A 6,937-nucleotide genomic window follows, 5' to 3' on the forward strand; every position below is an offset into this window, starting at 1 on the left:
GACATCAAGGTGACTTCCGTGACGATCGGCAGCGCGGTCGACGCTTCGCTTGCCATCAGCAAGGAGCAGCGCAACTTCGCGCCGCAGGACAAGGATATCTATGCCAGCGTCGCCACCACGGGCACCACGCAGAACGCCACGCTGAACGCGAAGTGGAGCTACGTGGACGGCAAGGAGCAGCAGCCTTTCAGCACCACCAGCGAGTCGATCGCCACCGATGGCCCCGCCGTGACCACGTTCAAGGTGCAGAACCCGAATGCGTGGCCACAAGGCAAGTACAAGGTCGAGATTTCGCTCAATGGCAAGACGGTAGCCAGCGAGGCTTTCGTGATACGCAGTTGACCCGTTCGCGCGGGAATGAAAACGGGCGCCCTCATGGCGCCCTTTTCGTTGGCCCGATCAGCGCAGTGATTTCAGCCGCTGCAACCGCACGCCGGCGACCAGCTGGAGAATGCCGTAGATGAGCGCGGCCACGCCGATCCAGATGGCAATGGTGAGCAAGCCCGTAGCCGGATACGCCACGAACATCAGGCCCAGCACGATCGCCAGCACGCCGCTGAGCGCGATCATCCACTCGCCCTCGATCTCCTTGCGCACGCGGATCGCGAACACGATGCGATAAACGCCCGCAACGATCAGCCAGGCGGCCAGGAAAAGCAGCAGCACGCTCACCACCGCGACCGGATGCCAGATCGCCAGCAGGCCGAACACGATGGACGCCACGGCATAAAGCACCAGCCATCCACGCGATACGGCCACCTCGCGATTGAACAGCGCGAACACGCTGACGATGCCCTCTGCCAGCGACATCACGCCGAAGGCCCAGGCCAGCGCCACGACGGTGCTACCCGGCCACACCAGGGCGCTCAAGCCAAACAGGATCGAGATGACGCCATAGAACACCAGCAGCCATCCCGTCCGGCCCACTCTCCGCTGCAGCACTGCAACCATGTCAGCCCCTCCGTGAGATGAAACGACAGGCGGACGTTGATCCGCCGCAAGACTGCATTGGCGAGCCGTCGCCCGCCTCCCCGAGACGCCATCGACGCATCTTCGATGTCGACGCGACGCGAACGCCCCATCAGGTTTCGTCACACGGCGATGAACCGCTCTAACCGCCGGCAACATTCAAGGCACGCGCCATTCACCCTCCCGTTGTTCGAATCCACTCCGCAATGCGCATTGCACTTCCCATCCCCACCGAGGAAATGGCATGAACCAAGACACCATCCAGGGCAACTGGAAGCAGCTCAGCGGCAAGATCAAGCAGCAATGGGGCAAGCTCACCGACGATGACCTGAAGGTGGCAGAAGGCAACGCCGAGTATCTGTCAGGCCGGCTGCAGGAACGCTACGGCATGGCACGCGACGAGGCCGAGCGCGAGGTGAAGGCCTTCGAAAAAGAGCTTCGCCACCACTGATTGCTTTCTCCTGTAGGAGCGCACCCTGCGTGCGGCTTACCTTTGCCGAGTGGTGGCCTACGATGCGGCCACGGTCGCGCGCTCGGTGCGTTCCTACAGGGGCGGGGCTCAGCTTCAGTCGTTTCGACAGAACAGTTCGAACAGGCGCGCCATCAATGCGTGCACCCGCGGATCACTGATGGCGTAGAACACCGATTGCCCTTCGCGGCGACCGGATACGAGTTCTTCGCGGCGCAACAGCGATAGATGCTGGGATACCACGCTTTGCGCGAGATCCAGCGAGGCCGCCAGGTAGTTGACGGAGCGCTCGCCCTCCAGCAATTGGCACAGCAAGAGCAGTCGATTGGGACTGCCCATCGCCTTGAGCACAGCCACCGCCTCATCCGCGTGGCGCTGCATCGCTTTGGTGTGGGCTTCCGGCCTGGCTCGGCGCGCGGTAGCGGGAGTGCGTCGACGATTCATGGCTGCGCGCGGCGCATCAGAATGCGTTGAGCGGAATCTTGAGATAGCTGACGCCGTTGCCTTCGGCATCCGGCAACTGGCCGCCACGCATGTTCACCTGCACCGACGGCAGCAATAGCCGCGGCACGGCCAGCGTCGCATCGCGGCTTTCGCGCATCTGCACGAAGGCATCCTCGTCGGTGCCGTGGCGCACATGGATGTTGGCCTCGCGCTCGGCGTCCACGGTGGTTTCGTGGGCGTAGGCATCGCGGCCGGGCGCCTTGTAGTCGTGGCACAGGAAGATGCGCGTGTTACCGGGCAGCGAGAAAATGCGCTGGATCGAGCGATAGAGCGTGCGCGCGTCGCCGCCGGGGAAATCGCAACGCGCGGTGCCGTAGTCAGGCATGAACAGCGTATCGCCGACGAAGGCGGCATCACCGATCACATGCGTCATGCATGCCGGCGTGTGGCCCGGCGTGTGCAATGCAACCGCGTCGATGTCGCCAAGCCGATAGCGTTCGCCATCCTTGAAGAGATGATCGAACTGGCTGCCGTCGCGACGGAACGTGGGCTCGACATTGAAGAGGTCGCCGAAGGTTTGCTGGATGGCGCAGATGTGTTCGCCTATCGCCAGCGTTCCGCCAAGGCGCGATTTCACATAGGGCGCCGCGGACAAATGATCGGCATGCACATGCGTGTCGATGATCCATTGCACTGTCAGTGACTGCGCTGCAATGAAGGCGATGATGGCGTCGGCGGCATCGTGGCGGATCCGGCCCGAAGCAGCATCGTAATCCAGCACGCTGTCGATCACGGCGGCCTGCCGTTTCTGCGGATCCCACGCCACGTAGCTGAAGGTATAGGTGGCCTCGTCGAAGAAGGCTTTCACGTCCGGTCGGTTCATGGATTCAGCCTCGCTGCCTTTTCGTCGCGGCGCACCGGCAACTTCGCCGCCAGCCACCATCCCACCACCATCATCAGCACGAGCAAGCCTACCGGCCACAGTCCAGCGCCCAGCGAAGCCAAGGCGGGGCCGGGACAATAGCCCGCCAATCCCCAGCCGATGCCGAACAACGCTGCGCCGAGCAATAGGCGTCCATCCACGCGCTGCGGGGCTGGCATAAGAAAAGCGCCTCCGAACGATGGACGGCCACGCTGCCATACCAGCCGATAGCCGATGGCCGTGGTGAGCACGGCGCCGGCCATGACGAACAACAGCCGCGAGTTCCACTGGCCCGCCACGTCGAGGAAGCCCAGCACGACCGCCGGCTGCGTCATGCCGGAGATGCTCAGGCCCAGTCCGAACAGCAGTCCCGCGAGGATGGCCACGGCGATCTTCATGCGCTGGCACCTCCCAGCAGATGGCGTACCACGAACACGGTCGCCACGCCGGTGAGCACGAAGACCAGGGTGGCCGCCAGCGATCGCGGCGACAATCGCGCAATGCCGCAGACGCCATGTCCGCTGGTGCAGCCGCCGCCGAGTCGCGTGCCGATGCCCACCAGCAGCCCCGCCATCGCCATCCATGGCCACGACACTTGCGGTAAGCCGATACCGCTGTCGCCACGCAGCCACGCCAACAGCAAGGGCGCTATCACCAGCCCGGCCAGGAAAGCCCATCGCCAGCCGCGATCGGTTGCGCCCGTGGCGAGCCCGCCAGCGATGCCGCTGATGCCGGCAATGCGTCCGAGTGTTCCCATCAGCAGGATCGCTGATAGTCCGATCAACACGCCGCCAAGGGCGGACAGTAGCCAGGGATGCATGGCGTTCCTCGCAATACATATATTCAATGGTTCTAATATATCCTGCGGCAACGCTGTCGCAGCACGGGTTGAGCCGCTGCCCGCCGCCATGTTGCGGCGCATCTGTACATCCCGACCGCAGGCACGGGAACATGCGGTTACGTATTGATGCACCGGCGGGGAGATGGCCGGTACGCCAGACGGGCTGCACCGCCATATCTACCAGGGGATTTCCAATCTATGCATATCCGTAAAAGGGGCCTTGCCTCGGGCATCGCCTGCGCCCTCATGTTGGTCTCGGCCGGCGCGGCACCCGCCTTTGCGCAGGAAGCTCCGACCGGGCAGACGGTCGATCCGACGGCGAAAAAGCCGTCCACGGCCAATGCCACCAAGCTCGAGCAGGTCACCGTGACGGCGCAGAGCCGCACGCAGGAAATGCAGGAGGTGCCCATTGCGATGGACATCGTCACGGCCAAGCAGCTCGACGCCGTGGCGGCCACCGACCTCAGCCACATGAACCTGTTCGTGCCCGGCCTGGTAGTGGACAACACCGACGCCACGCAGCCGACCTATCGCCTGCGCGGCATCGAGACCAACGACTTCGGCATCGGCACCGATTCGGCCGTCGGCGTCTACATCAACGGCATCTACCAGACGCGCAGCGGCGGCTCGCTGATGGCGTTCAACGACATCGCGCGCGTGGAAGTGCTGAAGGGCCCGCAGGGCACGCTGTTCGGCCGCAATACGGCGGCCGGCGCGATCTCCATCATCACCAACGACCCCGTTGACCGCTTCGAGGGCAATGCGCGTGTGCGCGTGGGCAACTACGGCAAGCGCTATGCCGATGCCCTGGTGAACATCCCGCTCAACAGCGACATGGCACTGCGCGTCAGCGTGGTGGACAACCAGAGCGACGGCTGGAAGCAGGACGCAGCCACTGGCCAGCATTACGGCAAGGACGACGAGTGGGGCGCACGCGCCGTCTATCGCTGGAACATCACCGACGACACGCAGCTGAAGCTCGCCTACGACCATGATCGCGTGAAGCAGCCTTCGCGCATGGACGTGGGCCTGGTGCCCATGCCGGCCGACAACCTGTATGCGCGCGCGCCGTTCCCGGCCAATCCGTCGACGTTCTACGACCCGATCCACGCGCCGTTCTACAACAGCGCCACCGATGGCCGCGAAGAGCGCAACCTCAACGACTGGACGCTGACGCTCGACCACAACTTCCGCTGGGGCACCTTTACCTCCACCACCAACTGGACCGGCTACGGCATGTCCCACGTGGAGAACGGCACCGGCCTGCAGCAGATTCCCGAGTACCTCAACACCGGCGTGATCGGCGACGGCAACACCTGGTACCAGGAGTTCAAATTCACCGGCAATACCGACCTGATGGACTGGGTGGCTGGCGCCAGCTACTACCAGGAGCACGCCAACCAGACCAACCTGGCGCGCGTGAACACCGACACGTACGACACGCTGGCGCTCAACACCGGCGTGGGCCAGCAGTACACGCCCACCGGCACGATCTTCGGCTACTTCGATTCGGTGCTGCAGGCGATCGGCCTGCCCTATCGCCTGCTGGGCGATCCGTGGACCGAGACCATCACCAACCACGGCCGCTACAGCGCCGGCGCCGCGTATGGCGACGTCATCTGGCACCTGGACGACAAGTGGGATCTCACCACCGGCCTGCGCTACACGCACGACAACAAGGACTTCAGCTGGTACACGCCGACGCGTTCGGCGCCCGAGCTGGACAACACGCTCGCGCAGATGCAACAGGCCGGCCTGCTCAACCTGGTATCGCTGCTCACCGGCGGCAAGGTGACGGGCCAACAGCTGGTCGCGCTGCTGCAGCAGAACCAGATCTTCGCCACGTCCGTCAACGAGAACGTCAAGAAGAACGCCAGCTGGAACGACTTCAGCCCGCGACTGGTGCTGTCCTACAAGTTCTCGCCGGACATGATGGGCTACGTGTCAGTGGCCAAGGGCTACAAGGCCGGCGGCTATGACGGCACCGAGCCGGGCGCTGAATTCGCACCCGAGCGCGTGTGGAACCTGGAAACCGGTTTCAAGGCGACGTTCCCCGACCAGAACCTGCTGGTGAACGGCTCGATCTACTACTACCGCTACGACAACGTGCAGACGCTGACGGTGATCCCGACCACGGCCGGCTTCAACGTGCCGGAATACCAGGTCAGCAATACCAACCAGGAAGCGAAGGGCCTGGACCTGCAGGTGGAGTGGGTGCCGCTGGACGACCTGCGCCTGGCCTTCAACGGTGGCTACATCGATTCCACCTACACCTCGGCCAAGATACCCACCGGCCTCAGCACGACGAACCAGATCGTCTATACCGACGTGTCGGGCCAGCCGGTGAGCGAACCGAAGGTGTCCTACTCGGTGAGCGGTGGCTACACCTGGCACGACGTGGCCAACGGCAACCTCAGCTTCAACGCGAACTATGGTTTCCGCGGACCCATGCGCTGCAACGACGCCTCGGTGTACCAGGGCAAGTGTGCGCTGCCGACCAACTTCAGCCTCAACAAGGCGCAGGAACGCACAGACCTACGCCTCGACTGGTCCGCACCGGGCAACCGCTGGGGCGTGGCGCTGTACGTCAACAATCTGTTCAACAAGCAGTACGTGAGCGGACTGGGCACCATCTCGCAGTCGGTGCTGGGTACGCCCTACGCGTACATCACGCCGCCGCGCATGTGGGGTGCGGAGTTCCGCGTGAAGTTCTGATCGGGTGACATCGCGAGTGCTGCGCGGTGGATCGCGCAGTGCTCGCCGCTACAACGCAACGCCCGCCGCGACGACATGTGCGGCGGGCGTTTCCGTCTGTGGCGAACGCTCGACCCAGGCCGGCATGGCGATGCAGGAGCAGATGGTTCGCCTGCCTGCGTCCTCAGCGCTGCAATAACAACGGCCAACCACGCCCGCCGCGAAGGTGGAAGGCCAAAAGCGTCAGTGCGCGTGGCCACGAGGTGCGTCCCGACCAGGGTCGGCGTGTCGTGGCCCCACCAAGCAAAAGGGCCACTGCATGGCAGTGGCCCTTCTGGAAGATGGCGCGCCCGGAGGGATTCGAACCCCCGACCAATGGCTTCGGAAGCCACTACTCTATCCGGCTGAGCTACGGGCGCATGAGCGTTGGCGCGGGTATCGAGGCGAAGCCCCTCGCCCACGGCGGACGCGCAGTATAGCGGAGTTGGGCGCGAGCGCCCATGCGGGCGGCTATCCGGCGCGGTCGTGGCAGCACCGGGCCTGCATGCGTCGACAGACTAATGTAGGAGCGCACCCAATGCGCGATTGCCGACGGAGC

At 64.2% G+C, this 6,937-nt stretch carries 7 protein-coding genes, 1 tRNA gene and 1 pseudogene; 3 read left to right on the forward strand and 6 right to left on the reverse strand.

The window, feature by feature from the left end; genetic code table 11:
• Positions 1-342 (forward strand): annotated as a pseudogene (locus VFG49_RS08960) (hypothetical protein); the annotation flags it as partial.
• A gap of 57 nt (positions 343-399) precedes the next feature.
• Here the strand turns inward: VFG49_RS08960 and VFG49_RS08965 are convergent.
• Positions 400-951, reverse strand: a complete 552-nt coding sequence (locus VFG49_RS08965; RefSeq protein WP_324859599.1) for an HdeD family acid-resistance protein — start codon at positions 949-951, stop codon at positions 400-402.
• Between the two features lie 262 nt (positions 952-1,213).
• On the opposite strand from VFG49_RS08965, the gene VFG49_RS08970 reads away from it, so the two are divergent.
• Complete coding sequence (locus VFG49_RS08970) at positions 1,214-1,420, forward strand: CsbD family protein (protein ID WP_324859601.1); 207 nt, start codon at positions 1,214-1,216, stop codon at positions 1,418-1,420.
• Positions 1,421-1,534: 114 nt separating this feature from the next.
• Here VFG49_RS08970 and VFG49_RS08975 read toward each other — a convergent pair whose 3' ends face one another.
• The 4 genes from VFG49_RS08975 to VFG49_RS08990 are packed head-to-tail and all read right to left on the reverse strand — an operon-like array spanning position 1,535 to position 3,624.
• Complete coding sequence (locus VFG49_RS08975) at positions 1,535-1,882, reverse strand: metalloregulator ArsR/SmtB family transcription factor (RefSeq protein WP_324859603.1); 348 nt, start codon at positions 1,880-1,882, stop codon at positions 1,535-1,537.
• Positions 1,883-1,898: 16 nt separating this feature from the next.
• Positions 1,899-2,765 carry an MBL fold metallo-hydrolase gene (locus VFG49_RS08980; RefSeq protein ID WP_324859605.1) on the reverse strand — a complete coding sequence of 289 codons (867 nt, stop codon included), beginning with the start codon at positions 2,763-2,765 and terminating at the stop codon, positions 1,899-1,901.
• Positions 2,762-3,202: a DUF6691 family protein gene (locus VFG49_RS08985; protein ID WP_324859607.1), complete on the reverse strand. Its 441-nt coding sequence runs from the start codon at positions 3,200-3,202 to the stop codon at positions 2,762-2,764. Before VFG49_RS08985 ends, VFG49_RS08980 begins: the two co-directional genes overlap by 4 nt.
• Positions 3,199-3,624, reverse strand: a complete 426-nt coding sequence (locus VFG49_RS08990; protein ID WP_324859609.1) for a YeeE/YedE family protein — start codon at positions 3,622-3,624, stop codon at positions 3,199-3,201. Before VFG49_RS08990 ends, VFG49_RS08985 begins: the two co-directional genes overlap by 4 nt.
• Before the next feature lie 219 nt (positions 3,625-3,843).
• Between VFG49_RS08990 and VFG49_RS08995 the strand changes: the two genes are divergently transcribed.
• Positions 3,844-6,360, forward strand: a complete 2,517-nt coding sequence (locus tag VFG49_RS08995; protein WP_324859611.1) for a TonB-dependent receptor — start codon at positions 3,844-3,846, stop codon at positions 6,358-6,360.
• Between the two features lie 321 nt (positions 6,361-6,681).
• Here the strand turns inward: VFG49_RS08995 and VFG49_RS09000 are convergent.
• A tRNA-Arg gene (locus tag VFG49_RS09000) sits at positions 6,682-6,758 on the reverse strand.
• Positions 6,759-6,937 lie beyond the last annotated feature (179 nt).

The organism is Dyella sp., from assembly GCF_035685885.1.
Classification (GTDB): domain Bacteria; phylum Pseudomonadota; class Gammaproteobacteria; order Xanthomonadales; family Rhodanobacteraceae; genus Dyella.

Coding starts and splice junctions, on each gene's coding strand:
- VFG49_RS08965 (WP_324859599.1), bottom strand. CDS start 951: ATGGTTGCAGTGCTGCAGCGGAGAGTGGGCCGGACGGGATGGCTGCTG.
- VFG49_RS08970 (WP_324859601.1), top strand. CDS start 1,214: ATGAACCAAGACACCATCCAGGGCAACTGGAAGCAGCTCAGCGGCAAG.
- VFG49_RS08975 (WP_324859603.1), bottom strand. CDS start 1,882: ATGAATCGTCGACGCACTCCCGCTACCGCGCGCCGAGCCAGGCCGGAA.
- VFG49_RS08980 (WP_324859605.1), bottom strand. CDS start 2,765: ATGAACCGACCGGACGTGAAAGCCTTCTTCGACGAGGCCACCTATACC.
- VFG49_RS08985 (WP_324859607.1), bottom strand. CDS start 3,202: ATGAAGATCGCCGTGGCCATCCTCGCGGGACTGCTGTTCGGACTGGGC.
- VFG49_RS08990 (WP_324859609.1), bottom strand. CDS start 3,624: ATGCATCCCTGGCTACTGTCCGCCCTTGGCGGCGTGTTGATCGGACTA.
- VFG49_RS08995 (WP_324859611.1), top strand. CDS start 3,844: ATGCATATCCGTAAAAGGGGCCTTGCCTCGGGCATCGCCTGCGCCCTC.